We start from the raw sequence: 18,537 nt of genomic DNA on the forward strand, positions 1-18,537 counted from the left end.
CTGTTATGCATGGGGAGAATATGGGAATTTTTAACGTTTTACCGCTGTCACCATTAGGGAATATGTAAAGATAAGGAACATCCTAGAGGAGGAAGCAACATGAATGTATGCCCGCTGTGCAACGGGCTGCGCCGGGTGACGGTGTATTGTAGCTACTGCCGGCAACCAATGGAAGATCATGGGAAAGTTACAGATTATTTCGATGACTACAGCCCGTACATGGATGCGGACGTCATGAAACTTGTCGACGGCTATTTGCGCACGTATACGAATCATGAATGTGTTCATTTGTTTTACTGTCCGACTTGCCATGAGGAGGAAGTGCGTTTTATCAAGGAATAAGGCTGTTGATGGAGTGGAAAGGAAAGGCGTTCCGTTTTTTTCGGAACGCCTTCGAATGAATCTATATGAACAACAATGGGGGGTTACTTTTCATCCGCCGCCCGGATGCGCCGTTCCGTTTCAACGTCAAAGAAATGCGCTTTGTTCATATCAAGCGCCAGGTCAATCCGGTGGCCCGGCTTGATTTCCGTGCGGGCGTCGATGCGAGCGACCAATTCTTGGTTGTCGATGCTAAAATAAATCATCGATTCAGCGCCAAGCAGCTCGGCGACTTCGACGAGAGCGGTGACTTTCGTCGCCGGAGAGGCTTCAAGGAAGAGCGGTTCGTCGTGAATGTCTTCCGGACGAATGCCTAAAATCACTTCCTTGCCGACATACCCTTGCTCACGCAGCACTTTCATTTTTCCTTCCGGAATGCCAAATGATGTTTGGCCGACGACAAACTTGCCGTCTTGCAGCGTTCCACGAAGGAAGTTCATGGCTGGTGAACCGATAAAGCCGCCGACAAAAATGTTTTCCGGTTTTTCGTATACCTCGCGCGGCGTTCCGACTTGCTGGATGACGCCGTCTTTCATGACGACAAGACGGGTGGCCATTGTCATGGCTTCCGTTTGGTCGTGGGTGACGTAAATGGTCGTCGTTTCCAAGCGCTGATGGAGCTTCGCGATCTCCGAGCGCATTTGCACCCGCAGTTTCGCATCCAAGTTCGAGAGCGGCTCGTCCATTAAAAACACTTTTGCATCGCGGACGATGGCCCGTCCCAATGCCACGCGCTGCCGCTGCCCGCCGGAGAGCGCTTTCGGTTTGCGGTCCAAATATTGCTCGAGCCCAAGAATGCGCGCCGCCTCGCGGACGCGTTTTTCAATTTCCGCTTTCGGGAATTTGCGCAGTTTTAAACCGAACGCCATGTTGTCATAGACGCTCATATGTGGATACAGGGCGTAGTTTTGGAACACCATGGCGATGTCGCGGTCTTTCGGCGGCACATCGTTCATTCGTTTGCCGTCGATGTAAAGATCGCCTTTGGAAATTTCCTCAAGGCCGGCGATCATCCGCAACGTGGTGGATTTGCCGCAGCCGGACGGGCCGACAAATACGATAAACTCTTTGTCTTGAATATGTAAATTGAAGTCTTTGACGGCGACCACATTGTTGTCGTAAATTTTGTAAATATGATCAAGAATGAGTTCTGCCATAACCATCCTCCTCATCGCCGAAATCGTTTTCTTGCCATTAGTGTATAGAAAAATAGGAACATTCGTAAATGGACGAGGTGCACAAAAAATGCCGCCGATTTTCGGCGACATGACAAAAAAGCGGGGGATTACGAACGGCGCCGGTGCAAGATAGCCAAATAGACGGCTGCCGCCCCTTTGAACCGTTTGATGTCAACACCAGTTTGCTCCGCCCATTTATCGATTCGATATTGCAAACTATTGCGGTGCATATACAGCTTTTTCGCTGCCATCGAGACGTTTAAGTTGCATTGCAAAAACGTCTCCATCGCCCGCACTTCCTCTTCGTCGAATCCGTCAAGAAACGAGAGGGTTTGGTGAGCTTTCTCACTGACTGCTCCTTCTTCAAAGAGCGGAAGCGGAATGACGTCTTCCCATTCGTACACCGTTCGTTTCGGCCAAAAGCGCCGAGCGGCGGAAAAACACTCTTTTTCAAGGAGAAACGATTCATATAGCCGTTCATCGACGGAGCGGATTGGGCCGATCAAGAAATGAATGGCCGTATAAAAATCAGCGGCGAGCGCCTCAGCCATGTCCGCTAACGAAGGCGGCTCCGTCGTCCGCTTTTGTTTCGCTTCGACGATCAGCCCGCGCCGATCTTGTTCCCAGACGATGGCAACCGGGGAGGAAAATAAGCCGCGAACGGCGTCAGCAAACTCCTCTTTGTTGGCGATCGGCCGGCTGGCTGTAAAATGAATGAACCGGCAATACGGAGCAGCGAGCCGAGCGAGCGCGGCTGGGTCGCCGGTTGCCATCCATCGTTTCCATGCCCGCTCCTCTTCGCTTTCCGGTTCGCGTCGGCGCTCGGCGGGGGTGAAAAAAAGCGCCAGCAATCGCCGCTCCTGCTCTGTCAATCGATGCTTGGCGATGCCGATCTCATCACCATCGGCGGTATAAAACCATTCGTAATCTTCGGGGTGTTCCGGCTGACCGTTGATGACGATGTCCCCTTCATAAAGCGATTCGAGCTCTTTTAGCATCGCGGCGCACCACTTTCCGTCAAGGATGATGTCACGCCGAAGAGGAATCGGCGTTGTTTTCATTATACCAAATCCCCGCGAATGGAAAGAAAGACAATGGATGAAAGCGGGAAAGCCGCAGGATGAACGGGCGGCTTGGCCAACAGCGGTCGTTTCGAACGATCCCTGCCTAACGCATTGGCGGAGAGGCTTCATAAAACAAAAGGCCGACTTTCCCGAGGCGGGAAAATCGGCTCCGTTTACTGGCCGGCTTCGTACGGCGGCTCTTCTTTGACAAGATCGCGCGCTTCCTCCATGTTGACGTCATCGCCGTGGCCGTACACAGCACCTCCGGCCATCCCTTCGTTGATCATGCGGTCGATGTCCATATAGTATTCATCGCGCCCTTCGTACAATGAATCCCGGCGCTTGGCTTCATTTCGTTCCATCATCTCGCTCCTTCCTCTCATCGTTTTTCCTAAAGTTTGTCCAAAAGAGGCATACGCTATCCATGCCATTCATATGGATGAAAGAGGACAAGCGGCAAGAAAGGGGCGGCACGCGATGATCATGCTGATCAAAAAATTGCTCGAAACAACCGCCGCGGCGGAAGAAAAAGCCCGGCAGCTCGCTGAGATGGAAACGGATGAGGCATGGGCGGTCTATTTGGCTGAAGCCGAGCGGCAGCGTAAACTTTGGCAATACGTGCATTATTTAGTTGCTGGGGCTAACGCCGACGGTCGAGCGGAAAGAGAGCAAAGCAAAGCAGGCGCACCTCGTTGTGATCTCTTGCAAGCCATGGCGGCGGCTGAGTGGGAAAAAGCGATGTTATGCCAGAACGTCTGCCAAAGCTTAAATGGAGCCGCCAAACAAGCGGTTGATGCTGTGTTCCGCCAGGCGCTTCGCTACAGCGGCCAGTTTCTCGCTATGGCGTACGATGAGCGAGCTCGGCAAACAGCTGATTGAGCCTCTCGAGCCGCCGTGCCTCGATCTCCGGCTCATCAAACACCATCGGCTTGGCGTTGATTTCATAAATGTAAAGCTCGCGTTCGCTTCCGACGCCGATGTCGGCGGAAAACTCGCCGACAAAGCCAAACCGTTCGCCAAGGCGTGCGCCGCTCAAGGCAATAAGCCGCTCGAGCGCCGCTTCATCGATGCGTTCCTTGACTTCTTTGTACGGGAGGATGGTTCCGCCATGAAACACATGGGTCGTCACTGACTCGACGTCGGCCGAACGAACACCGATGCCGGTGATCGTATGGCGGCCGTTGTGCCAATGGGCGAGCACGCGCAAATCGTAGCGGCGTCCATTCCACTCGTCCGTTTCAGCCAATGCTTGGGCGATGTAGCGGCCGGACTGAATGAGTGATGCGAGCGCATCGAGCGAGCAGAACCGTTTTTGGCCGCCCGGATATTCGCAAATGGCTTCCGTCTCCGACAAGGCGGTGAGACGAAACAGCCCCATTCCTCTGGCGCCGTCATCCCGCTTCAAGTAAATGCAGCTGTATTGGCGGAGCCAAGCGCGAAGATCGGCCGCTGTTTGGACAGGCGCCGTCGGCAATAGATGCGGCCAGAGCCGGCGGTCGGACCGCAGCGCGTCATAAACGTCCGATTTGCGGAAAAAAGAGCGGTTGACAAGTGGAACGCCATGGGCGCTCAACTGGGCAGCCGCCGTTTGAAACGGCTCGCTTTCTTCTTCTTCGCGGCTTTTTACTCGATTGTAGACGACATCGGGCAGTGGAGCGGCCGCTTCGATGAAACGATGAATCGTCGGAACGAATACATATCCGGAGACCGTTTTCTCTCCGATGCCGGCGGCCGCACTGACGACGGAGATGCCGCCGGCTTTGTGGATGGAGCGGATGACGGTTTCAAGCCACGGCTTTTTCCCAGCCAGCAAAGCGGAAAGGGACGAGGCGCTGACCAGCACGCCGACGAGCGGTCCCACCCGTCCATATTGCTCGCTTACGGGAAAGACGAGATCGGGAAGGACAGCGGCGGGAGCAACCCAGCCGCTGCCGAATCGATAAGGGCTGCCCGGACTGTTGCACACCCACTCCCCGATGTCAGGACGGTAGCCGATCGTCAGCATGGCCAAAGCGCCTCGGGTTCGGTGATGGCTGTTTTGCTGAGGTGGACGGCGTAAGCGAGCGGCAACCGCGCTGTTCGTTCGTCTGCGTCCTTTAATTTTGGATGCTTAAAAATCGACCGTCCGGGTTTGGAATTGGCTTCAAACATCCAAATCCTTCCTTGTTGGTCAACACCAAGGTCAAAACCGATTTCGCCGATCAACGTTTCTGATGCTTCATCAAGGCAACGGCTGAGCGTAAGGGCGGCGTCAGAAAGACGGGCGAGCATGATTTCGCGCTCGGCGGCATCCGGGAAAATTTCTTCCAGCGTTTTGACGATGCCTCCGCTGTTCATATGGGTCGTGATGCTTTGTTTTCCAGCGATTTTGGCGGCGATGGCGCTCACTTGCCATATGCCGTGTTCGTTTTTGTTAACGTGAACGCGGAAATCAGCCGGTCGGCCGTTGACGGCAAGAAGCGGAACCGCTTGTTGGATGACATAGCGGTGAAGCGGCGCATGGGCGAGCAAATGATGCCACACCGCCATGGCGGTCGGAAACAGCACTGTTTGGATTTCTCCGCTTTCATCGCGGAACCGGCATTCATAGGCGTTTTTTTTTCGCTACATGATAAATGCCGCGGCCGAGGCTGCCGTCGGCCGGCTTGATGTACGCTTCACGGTAGCGGGCAAGAAACTGCTCAATGGTGTGCTGCGTCACGTGGGCGGACGTCGCCGGCAAATACGGCTGCGCCTTCGGATGAAGAGCGAGCCGGCGGTAAATGTCCCATTTGTTGAAAAAACACCCGTTAAAGATCGGGATGCCGTAGGTGGTTTGCAGCGTCTTCGTCATCGTTTGAAACGTTTCCTCCTTTTCGACGCGCCGGTTTGGTAGCCGGTTGTAAACGACATTCGGCAACGGCACCGTATGGCGTTCCCAGCCGCGCTCCGTGTAAAAATAGCCGTTCGTCATGCCGTTTTCCCAGTCAATATGGGGCGCGCCAAACAAAAAGGCAAATCCGCCGACTTGCTTTTCTTGCGCCAGCAGCTTGGCAAAAAAGAAGCTCCGGCTGCCGACCGGGCGGTGGAGCGACTTTGTGAATCCGGCGGTCAAAATGCCGACAAGCGGCCCGAAGTGAACAGCTTCATCGGTCAAAAAGACATGAACGTCAGCGGCAAATGGGATCGACAAGCATCGGGCAACGTCATGCGACACAATCACACGGTCGACAAGACGGGGGGAAGAAATGACCCGGCATGGGGTGACAAGGCTGCCGAACGCGGCTGATGTTTGCTAGATGCTTGGAGCGTGGCGGGAAGAATCACTGTATTTGTTTGTTTTTCGTCAATGATCAACGTGTAGGTCATTGGCTTTTTCCCCCTCTGGCCAAAAACAAGCAATACCGAAGCGGCGCTTCGTACAGTTCGTTTTGTTGCTCCGGGGGCAGAAGATGCGCCACTTTTCTCCCCGGCTTGGAATTGACATCCAAAATCCACACCGCCCCGTTGTCGGTCGCACCAAGATCCAAGCCGATTTCAAACAAAGGTCCGAACATGTGATCTATATAAACTGGCAGCGTGCGGATGATCGTCTCAACGCCATCGAGCACGAAGAGACGTTTTGAAGAGGAAAGGCGGTCGAGCCACTCGGAAAACGGACGAATGTCCGCGCCGGCGCAGACGTTGGCCACCCATGCCCCCGGTCGGCCGACTCGCACGGCCCGCACCCGCTCCACCCAGCGTCCGTTTTCATCCTTTTGCAAAAGAATGCGGAGGTCAAACGGTTCACCCTCCGGGGTCGATAGCTGAAGCAATGGCTGCAGGACATACTCGCCGCGGCGGCTCCAAGAGGCGAGGAGTTGTTCCAGCTCGCTTCGGCGGGCAATGACGGCCTGTTCTTGACCGTGACTGTCTTGGACGGACAGCGCCTTCCCTTTCTTTTGAAAGATGCCAATACCGCGTCCCCCGGAGCCGTGCACCGGCTTGGCGATGGCGGCTTGTTCGCGGCGGAGAAGCGCAAGCACATCATCGGCGCGCTCAAGACGGACAGTCGGAGGCACGTATGCGGACAAGAGCGGGTGAGAGGAGAGCGCTTCATATACGTCCCATTTGCCCGGCAGGCCATAGCCTAAAAACGTGAGGTCAGGTCGCTGCTTCAACCAGTTCATAATCGGTTTTGCTTTTTTGGACCGCTCATCATGGCCGTAAAAGCAGCGGTCATATAAAAATGGCGGAATGGCAAAGACGGCGTTTGTCCATTCGTTCGTTTCCTCTTGAAAGAGAAAGCCGCGGACGTTTTCCGTCTGCGGATCGATCGATAGCGGTGAAAAGCGGCAGACGGAAATGCCGTAGCGTCTGGCGCGTTTCGCCACCTCCGTGCAATACGTGTGGTCTTGCTGTTCGTCAAGGGTGACAAAACCGAGTGAAAGCAAAACGGTTCACTCCTTTTCCTCCATCAATGTCAAACTATAGTCGATGATCGCCTTCGCCGACGGGCGGACCGATTGGTAGGAAGCGGCCATATCCGTCTGTTTCGACGGCTTCGTATTCACCTCGATGATCCACGGCTGGCCATGGATGTCAATGGCAAGATCAACGCCAAACTCTCCATACAGTCCTTCCGCTTCCGAGGCGAGAACGGCGGCGGATTCCAGTGCGATTTCTTTCAGAAGCTGTTTTTGCTGGAACGCGTCAACTCTCGTGTACCACTTCCGCAAGACGTCATTGACCGCCATGAGCTCCCCGCCGCGGGCAAGGTTGGCCACGAATTGGCCGGGCGGCGCGATGCGGGCGACGGCGGAAGTGACGCGCCAATCATTGTGGCGGACGCGATGACAAAGCAGGCGAAAATCGACCGGGCGGCCGTCGAGGGTGCGAAGCTCAAGCCCTTGTTGGATGATCATCGGCGTTCGGATTTGTTGCCGCAAAGCGGAAGCTAAAGCGTCCATCGAACGATATACGGCCGTTGAAGCGGAAGTGGAATGGCGAAGACAAATTCCGTCGTCCGAATGTTGGAGGCAGAAAATCCCTCGCCCTTGGCTGCCATAGATCGGCTTGAGAAAGACGGATGGGAAAGCGTCAAGGAACGCCTCAAGCGTATGTTGACCGCTCCAGAGCGCCGTTTTCGGCAAGTGCGGGTGCAAGTACTCGTGCCGCTCAAAATGGCAGTGCACTTCCCATTTATGCAAAAAGCGATGGTTGAACATCATCCCGTTTTCTTCGGCAAGCCGAGCGAGCAGCTCGGCAAACAAAGGGGAGCGTTCGAGCTTGCGCGAGTGAAGGCGATTGTAAACGACATCGGCTGGAGGCACGTCCCGCTTGCCCCATCCGCTTTCGGTCCACTGATAGCCGACTCCCTCTAAGTAAAGCGCCGGCGAGGACACGTAAAAAAAGAGACCACGCTTTCTAGCATATGCCGCCAATTCCTCGCAAAAATGATGGATGGATCCAAAGGCAGCCCGTTCACTTGTTTCATTGATTTCCGTCAGCACAGCCATCGTTCGTTGTTTGCTCATCGCAGTCCCTCATTTGCGCATTCGTCAGGCAAGCTCTATAATGAACAATTAGGCAAACGTTTATATCGCCATCGTATGATGACGGACGCCGTTTGGTGACAGCGGCGGGGACGGAAGGAGAAGAGGATGGAAACGTTCGTTTATTTGCTGTTTATGGTGGCGGTCGGGGCGCTCATTGGCGGGGTGACGAATTTGATCGCCATCGTGATGCTGTTTCGCCCATATGAGCCGATGTACGTGTTTGGAAAACGGCTGCCGTTTACGCCGGGATTGATTCCAAAGCGGCGGCGGGAGCTGGCCGAACAGCTCGGGAAAACGGTCGTGGAACATTTGGTGACGCCGGAAGGATTGCGGCGCAAACTCATGGATCCGTCCTTTACGGCCGAGATGGCCGAGTGGGGGCGGGAATGGCTTCGAAAGTGGCTTGCGCGCAAAGAAACGCCGGCTGAGTTGCTTGAACGCCTTGGTATTCGCTCTCCCGCCGAGCGGCTCGAGGCGATGGCGGCCGAGCAAGCTGAGCGAGCGTACGAACGGTGGAGCGAAACGTGGCGTCTGCGGCCGATACGCGATGTATTGCCAGCGGAGTTGAAGCAGACAATGGAAGCGCGCGTCGAAAGTCTAGCGGGTTATTTGGCCGACAGGACGCTTGACTACTTTCGCAGCGAGGAGGGAAAGCAGCAGATTTCCAGCATGATCGAGCGTTTTTTCCAAGAGCGCGGGATGGTTGGAAATATGCTGCAGATGCTGCTTGGCAATGTCCATTTCGTCGATAAGGTGCAGGCGGAGCTCGGTAAATTTTTGCGCCATGCTGGCACAAGAGAGGTGCTCTCCCGCCTTCTTTGGACGGAGTGGAACAAATGGTTGGACTATCCGCTCGCAACCGTGGAAGAGATGATCGGCCGCCGGCGCATCGATGAAGCGGTGCGGTCGGCTGCCCGCCGCTTGGTGCAAAGCGGCGGATGGCTGAACCGTCCGCTTGCCGAACTGCTCGCCCCATACGAACAGCCCTTGTTTGGTCGTCTCATCCCGCAGGCGGCGGAAGCAGCCAGCCGCCTGCTTAGCGGCAAGATTGAGGCAATCGTGGCGCAGCTTGGGCTTGAAGATATCGTCCGTGAACAAGTAGAGTCATTTTCGTTGCAACGGTTGGAAGCGATCATTTTATCGATCGCCCGCCGTGAACTAAAGATGATTACGTATTTGGGCGCCTTGCTTGGCGGGCTGATCGGCGCCGTTCAAGGCGTCATTGGCTTATGGCTGTAGGCTGTGGCATATCGCCGTCAGATGGCGCATACGTTAGAACGTGAACGATATTCGTATAGGAGGCTCTTTTTATGTCTGAACCCCTTCATGCGCTCGCTAGACAGCTTGAGCAGGCGATTCGGGCGAGCGAGCCGTTTCAGCAGCTGAAACGGGCATACGAAGATGTCCGCCGAGATGAAATCGCCTATCGAATGTTCGCGAATGTCCGCGACATCCAGCTTCGGCTCCATGAAAAACAGATGCGCGGGGCGGCCATTTTGCCTGATGAAATCGAACAGGCGCAAAAGGCGATGGCGCTCGCCCAGCAAAACGAGAAACTCGCCCGCCTGATGGCGCTCGAGCAGCAAATGAGCATAACCATTGCCGAGGTTCAGCAAATCGCCATGAAGCCGCTTGAGGAGTTGCACCGTTCATTCATGGAAGGAAGATAGGAAAAACACCCGGTCGGGTGTTCTTTTTTTGTCCGTTTCGTCATAGTCATGAAAATGATAAGGAATGCAAAGCCGCCGCCAGCTTGCTGGCGGCGGCAAGAGAGGTTGAGACGGACAAAAGGGGGAGACAGCCGTGTATAAGCTGTTGGCGCTCAACATTGACGGAACGATTTTAAAAAACAACGGCCGCCTGCCGCGCGAAACGAAAGAGGCGGTCGACTATGTGAAGAAAAAAGGAGTTTATGTTACGTTAATCACGAGCCGCAATTTGCTTTCCGCCCGCAAAGTGGCGAAAGCGCTGCGGCTTGATGGGATGCTCATTGCATTCCAAGGAGCGATGATTGCCAGAACGCTTGATGATAGGCTGTTTGACGCGTGATCCCTGAGGAGCGGACGTTTAATATCGTGCAAATTTTGGAAAACTTCAACTGCAACATCCGCCTCATGCATGAGCGGTATTCGCTCGGCAATCGGAAGAAAGTGAAGAAAAACCTTGTCGTGCAAACGGTTCTCTCCTCAAGCGACCCGTTTTTCTATCCGACCCAATTTGTCGACTCGCTTGGCGACGTGTTGATGGACGAACCGATCGCTGTGCCGAAAATTGATGTATATTTTGCTACAGACGAAGAGAGGGATGCAGCGGCCGCTTTATTGACGAAATCGATTCCGTCCATTGATATGATTATGCAGCCAAACGGAAAAATGGAAATTGTCCCGCAAGGAGTGTCTAAACTAGCGGGGTTGCGCCGGTTGGCTCAACATATCGGCGTATCGTTGAAAGAAACGGTGATGATCGGTGACGGCCTTGACGATTTGCCGGCGATTGAAGCGGCTGGGCTCGGCGTCGCCATGGGGAACGCGCCGCTTGAGGTGAAGCGGGCGGCCGACTGGGTGACGCGTTCGAACGAACAGCTCGGCGTCGCCTACATGGTGAAAGAACATTTCCGCAAACAGCAACGGATCGAGTTTTTGCAAAAACTCAAAACGAAACAGTAAGAAGCTTGAGCGGGGAGCGAACCGTGAGCGGACAACTGGCGCTTGCCGTTTTCACGAAAATCATAAAAATGAGGCCGGAGCGAATGCCCGGCTTTTTTAATCTAGTTGGCCGGGCGGGAGTCATTTCCATAAAGTCGGTGGCAAAGGTGCATTCTTCCGCTTGACGAAGGAAACAGCCGTTCAGTACACTGAAAGAAGTTTGAAAGAAAAGGTGATGAACGTGCGGATCGAAATTCAAGGACTGCCGCATCCGGAACGGTTTCAGCGCCCGCTCGAAGTGATGACCGAGCTGTTCTTCGAAGCGCCGGAGCTGTCGTTCGCGCCGCTTCCCGAGGCCGATATGGCCGCTATGTTTTCCGTCAAGGAAGACGGGTGCATCGCTGTTTCTGGGACGCTTCTCGACAAGACGTCCGGGCGCGTGGAGGAAGCGCGTCATGAATGCAGCACGCCGGCGGATGCTGACGGGAAAACGTACGAAAAACAGCTGAAAAACGCCGTTTTGCATGTCTATTTGACGTTGCTTGAGCGTTCTACCGGCCTCATTCAGCCGTGGGGCGTGCTGACCGGCGTGCGTCCGGTCAAGCTGCTTCATCAGCTTTTGCGCTCAGGCCTTTCGAAAGAAGAGGCGCACCGGAAGCTGGCTGAAGAGTATTTAGTGACAAACGAAAAAATCGAATTGATGCAAGCGATCGTGGACCGCCAGCTCACGGTCGTGCCGGATTTGTACGATTTGGCCCACGAAGTGAGCATCTATATCGGCATTCCATTTTGCCCAACGAAATGCGCCTATTGCACATTTCCGGCGTACGCCATCAACGGCCGCCAAGGGTCGGTCGACGCCTTTTTGGCCGGCCTTCATTACGAAATGGAGGCGGTCGGCCGCTTTTTGCGCGAGCGCGGCATCCGCATCACAACGATTTACTACGGCGGCGGGACGCCGACGAGCATTACGGCCGACGAGATGGACCGGCTGTACGCTCATATGTATGACGTATTTCCAGACGTCGACCGCGTCCGCGAAATCACGGTCGAAGCCGGGCGTCCGGATACGATTACGCCGGAGAAGCTCGAAGTGTTGAAAAAATGGCGGATCGACCGCATCAGCATTAACCCGCAATCCTACATTCAGGAGACGTTAAAAGCGATCGGGCGCCATCATACCGTTGAAGAAACGATTGAGAAGTTCCACTTGGCGCGGCAGATGGGGATGAACAACATCAACATGGACTTAATCATCGGACTGCCGGGCGAGGGGCTGCCGGAGTTTGTGTATACGCTTGGACAGACGGAACGGCTTCTGCCCGAGTCGCTGACCGTTCATACGCTGTCGTTCAAGCGGGCGTCGGAAATGACAAAGAACAAACAAAAGTACAAAGTCGCCAGCCGCGAGGAAGTGCAGGCGATGATGAAGGCGGCCCAAGAATGGACAAAGGAACACGGTTATGTCCCTTACTATTTGTATCGACAAAAAAACATTCTCGGCAACCTTGAAAACGTCGGCTACGCGCTGCCGGGGAATGAGAGCATCTACAACATCATGATTATGGAAGAGCAACAGTCGATCATCGGCCTTGGCTGCGGGGCATCAAGCAAATTCGTTGATCCGAAAACGCGGAAAATCACCCGCCAGGCGAACCCAAAAGAGCCGAAAGTGTACAACGAGCATTTCGCCGAATATACGGAAGAGAAAATCAATATATTAAAGGAAATATTTGGATAAATAACAACATCCCGGGAACAACCCCGGGGTGTTTTGATTAGCGGTGAAATAAAATGAGCTTGCCGCTGGCATTGACGCAACGGTGTGTTTTGTCCCAACAGCCGCGCTCGCGCAGCTTTTGTTCACCGATTTTTTTCGCTTCTTCATCATTGGCGGCTTCAAACGTTTCATCGAGCAATTTTTCCCCGTCGCGCTCAAACGCGGTCAACGTATACGTCGGCATGTCACCATCTCCTTTCGCTGAATCATCATTCATTTCTCTTTCATTTAGAGGTTGAATCGACAAATTCCTGCTTTTATCTGAAACTTTTTTTTAAGATTGTACGTTTTAATAATGTGGGTGGAAAATTTGTTTTACGTTGGGGGAATGTGGATGAGTTTAGAGATCATTGAGGTGACGAAACGGTTTGGTCAGGCGACGGCCGTCGACCATTTAACGTTGACGGTTCCAGAAGGGGAGATGTTCGGATTGCTTGGGGCGAACGGAGCGGGAAAAACGACGACCTTTCGCATGATTTTAGGCCTTCTGCTCCCGACGGAAGGGGTGATCCGTTGGCAAGGCGAACCAATTGATGACTCGAAAAGCCATCTGATCGGCTATTTGCCGGAAGAGCGCGGGTTGTACCCGAAGCTGAAAGTGCAAGAGCAGCTTCTGTATTTAGGGCGGTTGCGCGGAATGAAAAAGACGGATCTTCTTCCGGAAATCGACCGCTGGCTCGAGCGCTTCCATATCCGCGATTACGCCCACAAGCGGGTGGAGGAGCTGTCGAAAGGCAACCAGCAAAAAATCCAGTTTATCGCTGCTGTGCTTCATCGACCGAAGCTATTAATCTTGGATGAGCCATTCAGCGGTCTTGATCCGGTGAACGTTGAACTGTTGAAAGAAGCGGTGCTTGATTTAAAACGGAACGGCACGACCATTGTCTTCTCGAGTCATCGGATGGAACATGTGGAAGAGCTGTGCGAACATGTCTGCATTTTGCGCCGCGGCCGCGCAGTGGTGGCTGGAGCGCTGCGTGAACTGAAACGCTCGTTTGGCAAACAAATACTTGTTATTCAAGGCGACGGGCCGTTTGAAGAATTGGCGCGGTTTCCTGGCGTTTTGCAGTGGAAGAGGACGGCGGAAGGGGTGCGGCTGCAAATCACCAATGAGGAGACGGCACAAGCGATACTCGGTCATATAGCAGGAAAATTCGCGGTTCGTCTGTTTGCCTTGGAGGAACCGTCTCTGAATGATATCTTTATTGAAAAAGTAGGTGCGGCGTATGAATAAGTTTTTCCTTGTGGCGGTACATACGTATCAGACGAAGCTGAAGGCGAAAGCATTTTTGGTGACCACTGCCATCACTTGCCTGTTGATCATCGGGGTGGCCAACATTCAGCCGATCATTGAGTTTTTCACCGGTGATGAAAAGCCTCATGTCGCGGTCATTGACCGCACGGGATCTTTGTACGGTCCGCTTGAGAAGCAGGCAAACCATGACCAAATCGCGTTGACAAAAATTACGGATATGGAAAACGAAGCGAAAGAAGCAGTCAAAGAAGGCAAATGGGACGGATTGCTCGTATTGTCCAGGGATGCGGAAGGATTGCCGGAAGCGGTGTATTATGCCAATACGATTGTGGACAATCAGACGCCTGAGGAGCTGGAACGAGCGCTGAGCCAGCTGAAAACAGCGCTTTCAGCCGCTAAGCTTGGCCTGACGGATGAACAAATGGCGGAGCTTTACAAACCTGTTCCGTTCCAAAAGGTGGCATTGGAAAAAAACGCGAAGACGGAAGAGGAGTTGAACCAAGCGCGCGCTCTTGTTTATGTCCTTCTTTTCGCGATGTATATGTTCGTTTTGATGTATGGCGGCATGATCGCGACGGAGGTGGCGACGGAAAAATCGTCGCGCGTGATGGAAATTTTAGTGTCAAGCGTCCCGCCGGTCCAACAGCTGTTTGGCAAAATCATCGGCGTTGCGCTTGTCAGCTTGACGCAATTTTTCGTGTTTTTCGCCGTTGCGTTCGCCGCGTTAAAAACGAGCGGGCAGGAAGTGTGGCGTTTCCTCGGATTTGACCGCCTGCCGGCCTCGATCTTTGTGTATGCACTCGTTTTTTTTCTTGCTCGGTTACCTCTTGTACGCGGTGCTGTTTGCCGTGCTCGGTTCGCTCGTCAGCCGGGTTGAGGACGTGCAGCCGGCGATTACGCCGGTCATGATGTTGGTTGTCGCTGCCTTTATGATCGCGATGTTTGGCTTGAATGCCCCAGAGTCGGCGTTCGTGACCGGCGCTTCGTTCGTTCCTTTTTTCGCGCCGATGCTCATGTTTTTGCGCATCGGCCTCGTGTCCGTGCCGGGGTGGGAAGTGGCGCTTTGCCTTGTGCTTTTGGTGGCGACGATTGTTTTGCTGATCTATTTTGGCGCCAAAGTGTATCGAGGCGGCGTGCTGATGTATGGACGAATGAACATTTTCAAGGATATAAAACAGGCCATCCAGCTGACAAAAAAATAAACAGCGTGACGGGACGTTTGGGCTAATGTTCCCTTGCCGTTTCGGCAAGGCTTTCTTTTTGCCCTTTGCCCGTTATGATATACTAGAAAGTACGTACAGAGAAACGGAGGAGAACGAAGTGGCGAAAGGCATCATCCATTATGAGGTTGGGGAACAAGTTGATCTCTTTTTGCTCATCAAATCCGCAACGAAAGGCATCGCCAGCAACGGCAAGCCGTTCTTGACGTTGATTTTGCAAGATAAAAGCGGCGACATTGAAGCCAAACTGTGGGATGTCTCGCCGGATGACGAAGAGCGGTATGTGCCGGAGTGCATCGTCAAAGTGGCGGGAGACATCCATAACTACCGCGGCAAATTGCAGTTGCGCATCCGTTCGATCCGTCCTGCTCATCCGGGCGATGCGGTGCGCATCGATGACTTTTTGGAGACGGCTCCGCTCGGGCGCGAGGAAATGAAGGCGAAAGTGATGGAATACATATTTGCGATGGAAAATCCAAACATCCAGCGCATTACCCGCTATTTGTTGAAAAAATACGAAAAGGCGTTTTTTGAGTACCCAGCGGCGACGAAAAACCATCATGAATTCATCTCCGGACTGGCGTATCATGTCGTGTCGATGCTTGAACTCGCCAAGGCGCTCGTCCATCTCTATCCGTCGCTCAATAAAGACTTGCTTTATGCCGGCGTCATTTTGCATGACCTTGGCAAAGTGATGGAATTATCTGGTCCGGTATCGACGGCGTATACGCTTGAAGGGAATTTGCTCGGACACATTTCGATCATGGTGAGCGAGATCAGCAAGGCGGCGGAACAGCTCGGCATTCAAGGTGAAGAAGTTGTCATTTTGCAGCATCTTGTGCTCGCGCATCACGGCAAGGCGGAATGGGGCAGCCCGAAGCCGCCGCTTGTCAAAGAAGCCGAGGTGCTTCATTACATTGACAATTTGGATGCGAAAATTACGATGATCGACCGTGCGCTTGAGAAAGTGAAACCAGGTGAATTCACTGAACGCGTCTTTGCCCTTGACAACCGCTCGTTTTACAAACCGGCGTTTTTGTCTGTTTCAAAGCCAAAAAACGCGGGTAGTAAAGAGTAAGGGGCGGACCAAGGGAGGGATGGATCATGATCGAACCGATCATTGAAATCGTCCCGACGGCTCAGTATGAACAGGCGAAAGAAGAGTTGAACGAGCTGCGCCGACAGTGGAAGAAAGCGAAGAAGAAAACAAAGAAGAAGCGAAACGAAGCATAAGCGTTGTCCCTAAGAAAGAGGCGGCTTTCCCGCCTCTTTCTCCATGCATACTGCCCCCTTGTTGCGCGTATAGTGTACTAAGACAAGACAAGCATACAAGGGGGAATGGCGATGCTCAGTTTGCCTTGGTGGGTGTATTTGGTTGTTGCCGGTATTATTTTCAGCGGCTATATGACCGTAAAAACGGCGGCGCGCGAGCGGGAAATTGACGAAGCATTTATTGAAAAAGAAGGGGAGATTTACATGGAGCGCATCCGAAAGGAGCGCGAGCGGCGGAAACAAGCGAAGTCCTTGCAATAGCAGGGACTTTCTTTTTTTGGAAGATTTCATTTGAAAGCGTTTTTTTCGAAAAATTCTCTTTCTTTTTTTGCGAATCGTGTTAGGATAATAATATCAATGGACTACCAGGAGGCAAAGTGAGGGATGACAATGAAACGCGCGTACAACTTCAACGCCGGCCCGTCAGCGCTGCCGCTTCCGGTGCTTGAGCGGGCGCAAAAAGAGCTCCTTAATTTTCAAAACACCGGCATGTCGGTGATGGAATTAAGCCACCGAAGCAAGGAATACGAGGCTGTCCATAATGCGGCGAAAGAGCGGCTCAAGCGGCTTCTAAATGTGCCGGACGGATATGACATTTTATTTTTGCAAGGCGGGGCGAGCCTGCAGTTTTCCATGGTGCCGATGAACCTCCTCACGGAAGGGAAAATCGGCTGTTATGTGCTGACCGGGGCGTGGTCGGAGAAAGCGCTGAAAGAAGCGCAAAAAATCGGTTTGACAACGGTCGTCGCTTCGAGCAAAGAAGCGAACTACACATACATTCCGCCGCTTGATGACGTCCAATGGCCGAAAAACGCCGCCTATGTCCATATTACGTCAAACAACACGATCTTCGGCACTCAATGGAAGGAATTTCCGAACACGCCGGTTGACTTGGTCGCGGATATGTCGAGCGATATTTTAAGCCGTCCGTTCGATGTCAGTCAATTTGCCCTCATTTACGCCGGGGCGCAGAAAAATCTCGGCCCGTCAGGAGTCACGGTTGTCATTCTCCGCAACGATTTGCTTGAGCGCATTCCGGACGGGCTGCCGACGATGCTTGATTACCGGACGCACCAGAAGAGCAATTCGCTGTACAACACGCCGCCGACGTTTGCGATTTACATGCTGTCGCTCGTGCTCGAATGGGTCGAAGAGCAAGGCGGTGTGGCGGCGATGGAAGAGCGCAGCCAGCAAAAGGCGGCCGTGCTGTATGAGGCGATTGATGAAAGCGGCGGCTTTTACAAACCGCACGCCGAAAAGGGGAGCCGTTCGCTCATGAACGTCACCTTTACGCTTCCAAATGAGGAGCTGACGAAAACGTTCCTCGCCGAGGCGAAAGAACGCGGGTTTGTCGGGCTCGGCGGGCACCGATCGGTCGGCGGCTGCAGGGCGTCGATTTACAACGCGGTGCCGCTTGAGGCGTGCGAAGCGCTCGCGTCGTTCATGAACGAGTTCCGCCGCCGTTTTGCCTGAAAATTTCTTCTTCACTTTTACACTGCAAAGTGATATAATGATAGAAAAATTCTCGAGCAAAAGATATAGACGAGGAGAGATGAGGAGAGATGAGCATGAATGTGAGAGCATTAGTATCGATGGCGCTGTTAGTCGGAATCGGAGCCGTGTTGCACGCGGTCATTCCGGGGTTGTTTTTCGGAATGAAGCCGGATATGATGCTGGCGATGATGTTTTTGGCGATTTTGCTTTTTCCGAACGTCAAAGCGGTCGGCCTTGTCGGCGTCGTCACTGGCTTGATCTCAGCCATGACGACGACGTTCCCGGGCGGACAGCTGCCGAATATGATCGATAAGATCATCACCGCCTTTGTCGTGTTTGCCCTAGCGACTTTGATGAAAGCATACAGCCAAACGGTCATTGGGGCTTCAGTGCTGGCGGCTGTCGGCACCGTCATTTCCGGGGCGGTGTTTTTAACCGCGGCGCTCCTTATTGTTGGGTTGCCGGGTGGAACGACCTTTTCTGCGCTGTTTGTCACGATTGTGCTGCCAACCGCGGCGTTAAATGCGGTGGCCATGGCCATTATCTATCCGATTGCGGCGTCCATTTTCCGGCGGATGAACGTCACAGCACACGTGTAAACGGCAAAAAACCCGATCATGGCTGGTCGGGTTTTTTGCTATCAAAGAGAGAGTAGGAAAAAAATACTTATGCTCTCAGGCGTGTTGATTAACCATTAAAAACCAGTTGAAATCGCTCTATTATCAGCTTTTT

General features: G+C 53.4%; 18 protein-coding genes and 3 pseudogenes. 13 read left to right on the top strand and 8 right to left on the bottom strand.

Annotated elements, in window-relative coordinates; genetic code table 11:
* The first annotated feature begins 99 nt into the window (after window positions 1-99).
* Window positions 100-342, top strand: coding sequence for a hypothetical protein (locus I656_RS07365; protein WP_011230134.1), 243 nt, complete (start codon window positions 100-102; stop codon window positions 340-342).
* Window positions 343-425: 83 nt separating this feature from the next.
* Here the strand turns inward: I656_RS07365 and I656_RS07360 are convergent, their stop codons facing one another.
* From I656_RS07360 to I656_RS0115675, 3 genes are all read right to left on the bottom strand, one after another.
* Window positions 426-1,538 carry an ABC transporter ATP-binding protein gene (locus I656_RS07360; RefSeq protein ID WP_013146253.1) on the bottom strand — a complete coding sequence of 371 codons (1,113 nt, stop codon included), beginning with the start codon at window positions 1,536-1,538 and terminating at the stop codon, window positions 426-428.
* A gap of 128 nt (window positions 1,539-1,666) precedes the next feature.
* Window positions 1,667-2,557: a CdaR family transcriptional regulator gene (locus I656_RS07355; RefSeq protein WP_033005733.1), complete on the bottom strand. Its 891-nt coding sequence runs from the start codon at window positions 2,555-2,557 to the stop codon at window positions 1,667-1,669.
* 239 nt (window positions 2,558-2,796) lie between these two features.
* On the bottom strand, window positions 2,797-2,985 hold the full coding sequence (locus I656_RS0115675) for a hypothetical protein (RefSeq protein ID WP_015374020.1): 189 nt from the start codon (window positions 2,983-2,985) through the stop codon (window positions 2,797-2,799).
* A gap of 115 nt (window positions 2,986-3,100) precedes the next feature.
* Here I656_RS0115675 and I656_RS0115680 point away from each other — a divergent pair, with 115 nt between their 5' ends.
* Entirely contained in the window at window positions 3,101-3,502 is a 402-nt protein-coding gene (locus I656_RS0115680) for a hypothetical protein (RefSeq protein WP_011230138.1), read from the top strand.
* On the opposite strand, the gene I656_RS07350 is transcribed toward I656_RS0115680, so the two are convergent.
* The 4 genes and pseudogenes from I656_RS07350 to I656_RS07340 form a co-directional block, all read right to left on the bottom strand.
* Window positions 3,462-4,628, bottom strand: a complete 1,167-nt coding sequence (locus I656_RS07350; RefSeq protein ID WP_033005721.1) for a YheC/YheD family protein — start codon at window positions 4,626-4,628, stop codon at window positions 3,462-3,464. The genes I656_RS0115680 and I656_RS07350 overlap by 41 nt on opposite strands.
* A pseudogene (locus tag I656_RS0115685) lies at window positions 4,622-5,971 on the bottom strand (YheC/YheD family protein). The gene I656_RS07350 and the pseudogene I656_RS0115685 overlap by 7 nt, the downstream one beginning before the upstream one ends.
* Window positions 5,968-7,035: a YheC/YheD family protein gene (locus tag I656_RS07345; protein WP_020755231.1), complete on the bottom strand. Its 1,068-nt coding sequence runs from the start codon at window positions 7,033-7,035 to the stop codon at window positions 5,968-5,970. Before I656_RS07345 ends, I656_RS0115685 begins: the two are co-directional and overlap by 4 nt.
* A 6-nt stretch (window positions 7,036-7,041) precedes the next feature.
* The gene (locus tag I656_RS07340; RefSeq protein ID WP_020755232.1) at window positions 7,042-8,118 is read right to left on the bottom strand and encodes a YheC/YheD family protein; all 1,077 of its coding nucleotides are present in this window, start codon (window positions 8,116-8,118) and stop codon (window positions 7,042-7,044) included.
* 126 nt (window positions 8,119-8,244) lie between these two features.
* Between I656_RS07340 and I656_RS07335 the strand changes: the two genes are divergently transcribed.
* From I656_RS07335 to I656_RS07325, 4 genes and pseudogenes are all read left to right on the top strand, one after another.
* Window positions 8,245-9,378: a DUF445 domain-containing protein gene (locus I656_RS07335; protein WP_020755233.1), complete on the top strand. Its 1,134-nt coding sequence runs from the start codon at window positions 8,245-8,247 to the stop codon at window positions 9,376-9,378.
* Between the two features lie 71 nt (window positions 9,379-9,449).
* Window positions 9,450-9,809 (top strand): YlbF family regulator, encoded by a 360-nt coding sequence (locus I656_RS07330; RefSeq protein ID WP_013146245.1) that lies wholly within the window; start codon window positions 9,450-9,452, stop codon window positions 9,807-9,809.
* Between the two features lie 133 nt (window positions 9,810-9,942).
* Window positions 9,943-10,805, top strand: a pseudogene (locus I656_RS0115690) (Cof-type HAD-IIB family hydrolase).
* A gap of 214 nt (window positions 10,806-11,019) precedes the next feature.
* Entirely contained in the window at window positions 11,020-12,525 is a 1,506-nt protein-coding gene (locus I656_RS07325; RefSeq protein WP_033005735.1) for a coproporphyrinogen III oxidase, read from the top strand.
* A gap of 37 nt (window positions 12,526-12,562) precedes the next feature.
* Here I656_RS07325 and I656_RS0115695 read toward each other — a convergent pair whose 3' ends face one another.
* Complete coding sequence (locus I656_RS0115695) at window positions 12,563-12,748, bottom strand: YhzD family protein (RefSeq protein ID WP_015374028.1); 186 nt, start codon at window positions 12,746-12,748, stop codon at window positions 12,563-12,565.
* A 150-nt stretch (window positions 12,749-12,898) separates the two neighbouring features.
* On the opposite strand from I656_RS0115695, the gene I656_RS07320 reads away from it, so the two are divergent.
* From I656_RS07320 to I656_RS07295, 7 genes and pseudogenes are all read left to right on the top strand, one after another.
* Window positions 12,899-13,798: an ABC transporter ATP-binding protein gene (locus I656_RS07320; RefSeq protein WP_033005723.1), complete on the top strand. Its 900-nt coding sequence runs from the start codon at window positions 12,899-12,901 to the stop codon at window positions 13,796-13,798.
* Window positions 13,791-15,021: pseudogene (locus tag I656_RS0115700) on the top strand (ABC transporter permease). Before I656_RS07320 ends, I656_RS0115700 begins: the two are co-directional and overlap by 8 nt.
* Before the next feature lie 118 nt (window positions 15,022-15,139).
* Window positions 15,140-16,117, top strand: coding sequence for a 3'-5' exoribonuclease YhaM (gene yhaM, locus I656_RS07315; RefSeq protein ID WP_033005724.1), 978 nt, complete (start codon window positions 15,140-15,142; stop codon window positions 16,115-16,117).
* A 26-nt stretch (window positions 16,118-16,143) separates the two neighbouring features.
* The gene (locus I656_RS07310; RefSeq protein ID WP_013523055.1) at window positions 16,144-16,272 is read left to right on the top strand and encodes a hypothetical protein; all 129 of its coding nucleotides are present in this window, start codon (window positions 16,144-16,146) and stop codon (window positions 16,270-16,272) included.
* A 111-nt stretch (window positions 16,273-16,383) separates the two neighbouring features.
* Window positions 16,384-16,572, top strand: coding sequence for a sporulation YhaL family protein (locus I656_RS07305; RefSeq protein WP_011230152.1), 189 nt, complete (start codon window positions 16,384-16,386; stop codon window positions 16,570-16,572).
* A gap of 129 nt (window positions 16,573-16,701) precedes the next feature.
* Window positions 16,702-17,784, top strand: coding sequence for a 3-phosphoserine/phosphohydroxythreonine transaminase (gene serC / locus I656_RS07300; RefSeq protein ID WP_033005726.1), 1,083 nt, complete (start codon window positions 16,702-16,704; stop codon window positions 17,782-17,784).
* A gap of 95 nt (window positions 17,785-17,879) precedes the next feature.
* Window positions 17,880-18,404, top strand: a complete 525-nt coding sequence (locus I656_RS07295) for a tryptophan transporter (protein ID WP_033005728.1) — start codon at window positions 17,880-17,882, stop codon at window positions 18,402-18,404.
* Window positions 18,405-18,537: the final 133 nt, after the last annotated feature.

Source organism: Geobacillus sp. WSUCF1 (assembly GCF_000422025.1).
GTDB lineage: Bacteria > Bacillota > Bacilli > Bacillales > Anoxybacillaceae > Geobacillus > Geobacillus zalihae.

Excerpts from the sequence above, each read along its gene's own strand:
- I656_RS07365 (WP_011230134.1), top strand. The coding sequence starts at position 100 with ATGAATGTATGCCCGCTGTGCAACGGGCTGCGCCGGGTGACGGTGTAT.
- I656_RS07360 (WP_013146253.1), bottom strand. The coding sequence starts at position 1,538 with ATGGCAGAACTCATTCTTGATCATATTTACAAAATTTACGACAACAAT.
- I656_RS07355 (WP_033005733.1), bottom strand. The coding sequence starts at position 2,557 with ATGCTAAAAGAGCTCGAATCGCTTTATGAAGGGGACATCGTCATCAAC.
- I656_RS0115675 (WP_015374020.1), bottom strand. The coding sequence starts at position 2,985 with ATGGAACGAAATGAAGCCAAGCGCCGGGATTCATTGTACGAAGGGCGC.
- I656_RS0115680 (WP_011230138.1), top strand. The coding sequence starts at position 3,101 with ATGATCATGCTGATCAAAAAATTGCTCGAAACAACCGCCGCGGCGGAA.
- I656_RS07350 (WP_033005721.1), bottom strand. The coding sequence starts at position 4,628 with ATGCTGACGATCGGCTACCGTCCTGACATCGGGGAGTGGGTGTGCAAC.
- I656_RS07340 (WP_020755232.1), bottom strand. The coding sequence starts at position 8,118 with ATGAGCAAACAACGAACGATGGCTGTGCTGACGGAAATCAATGAAACA.
- I656_RS07335 (WP_020755233.1), top strand. The coding sequence starts at position 8,245 with ATGGAAACGTTCGTTTATTTGCTGTTTATGGTGGCGGTCGGGGCGCTC.
- I656_RS07330 (WP_013146245.1), top strand. The coding sequence starts at position 9,450 with ATGTCTGAACCCCTTCATGCGCTCGCTAGACAGCTTGAGCAGGCGATT.
- I656_RS07325 (WP_033005735.1), top strand. The coding sequence starts at position 11,020 with ATGAACGTGCGGATCGAAATTCAAGGACTGCCGCATCCGGAACGGTTT.
- I656_RS0115695 (WP_015374028.1), bottom strand. The coding sequence starts at position 12,748 with ATGCCGACGTATACGTTGACCGCGTTTGAGCGCGACGGGGAAAAATTG.
- I656_RS07320 (WP_033005723.1), top strand. The coding sequence starts at position 12,899 with ATGAGTTTAGAGATCATTGAGGTGACGAAACGGTTTGGTCAGGCGACG.
- I656_RS07310 (WP_013523055.1), top strand. The coding sequence starts at position 16,144 with ATGATCGAACCGATCATTGAAATCGTCCCGACGGCTCAGTATGAACAG.
- I656_RS07305 (WP_011230152.1), top strand. The coding sequence starts at position 16,384 with ATGCTCAGTTTGCCTTGGTGGGTGTATTTGGTTGTTGCCGGTATTATT.
- serC (WP_033005726.1), top strand. The coding sequence starts at position 16,702 with ATGAAACGCGCGTACAACTTCAACGCCGGCCCGTCAGCGCTGCCGCTT.
- I656_RS07295 (WP_033005728.1), top strand. The coding sequence starts at position 17,880 with ATGAATGTGAGAGCATTAGTATCGATGGCGCTGTTAGTCGGAATCGGA.